The 526-nt window shown below is 64.6% G+C and carries 1 pseudogene; it reads right to left on the minus strand.

The features are described 5' to 3' along the window. Nucleotides 1-23: 23 nt before the first annotated feature. Nucleotides 24-526 (minus strand): annotated as a pseudogene (locus tag QN345_RS19750) (peptide ABC transporter substrate-binding protein); the annotation flags it as partial.

The raw sequence follows: 526 nt of genomic DNA on the forward strand, positions 1-526 counted from the left end.
TCTATGACGGGACCATGCCGCGGCTAGGAAACGGGCGTGAAGTTCCAGAGGTACGGGTAGGCGTTGCCGACCTGAGGGATGACCTTCGTCTTCGCATCCGTGGCGTAGTTGGACTGCACGCGGTACCACGGGGCGAACCAGGCCTGCTCGACGACGTAGGCGTTCAGGTCCTTGAGCGCGGCGTCGGACTCGTCCTTGCTGCCGTTCAGGATGGTCGCGACGAACGCGTCGACCTTCGGGTCCTGGTACTTGGTCGGGTTGAAGGTCGCGGTCGGGGTGATCTCGAAGTTCACGAGCGCCCAGTCGTTGTCCTGCTGCAGCTGCATCCTGGACGCGGCGTACTTGGGGGCGAGGAGGTCGGCGATGAAGTTCGTGCCGGTGTCGGTGTAGTTCACCGTGATGCCGACGTCCTTGAGCTGCTGCTGGACGAGGGTGAAGATCGCCGGGCCGATGAGCGAGGTGCTCGGCATGACGATCGTGAGGCCGCCCGCGTAGCCGGCGTCTGCGAGGAGCGACTTGGCCTTGG

The sequence above is a fragment of the Cryobacterium sp. 10I1 genome, assembly GCF_035019805.1.
GTDB classification, from domain to species: Bacteria; Actinomycetota; Actinomycetes; order Actinomycetales; family Microbacteriaceae; genus Cryobacterium; species Cryobacterium glucosi.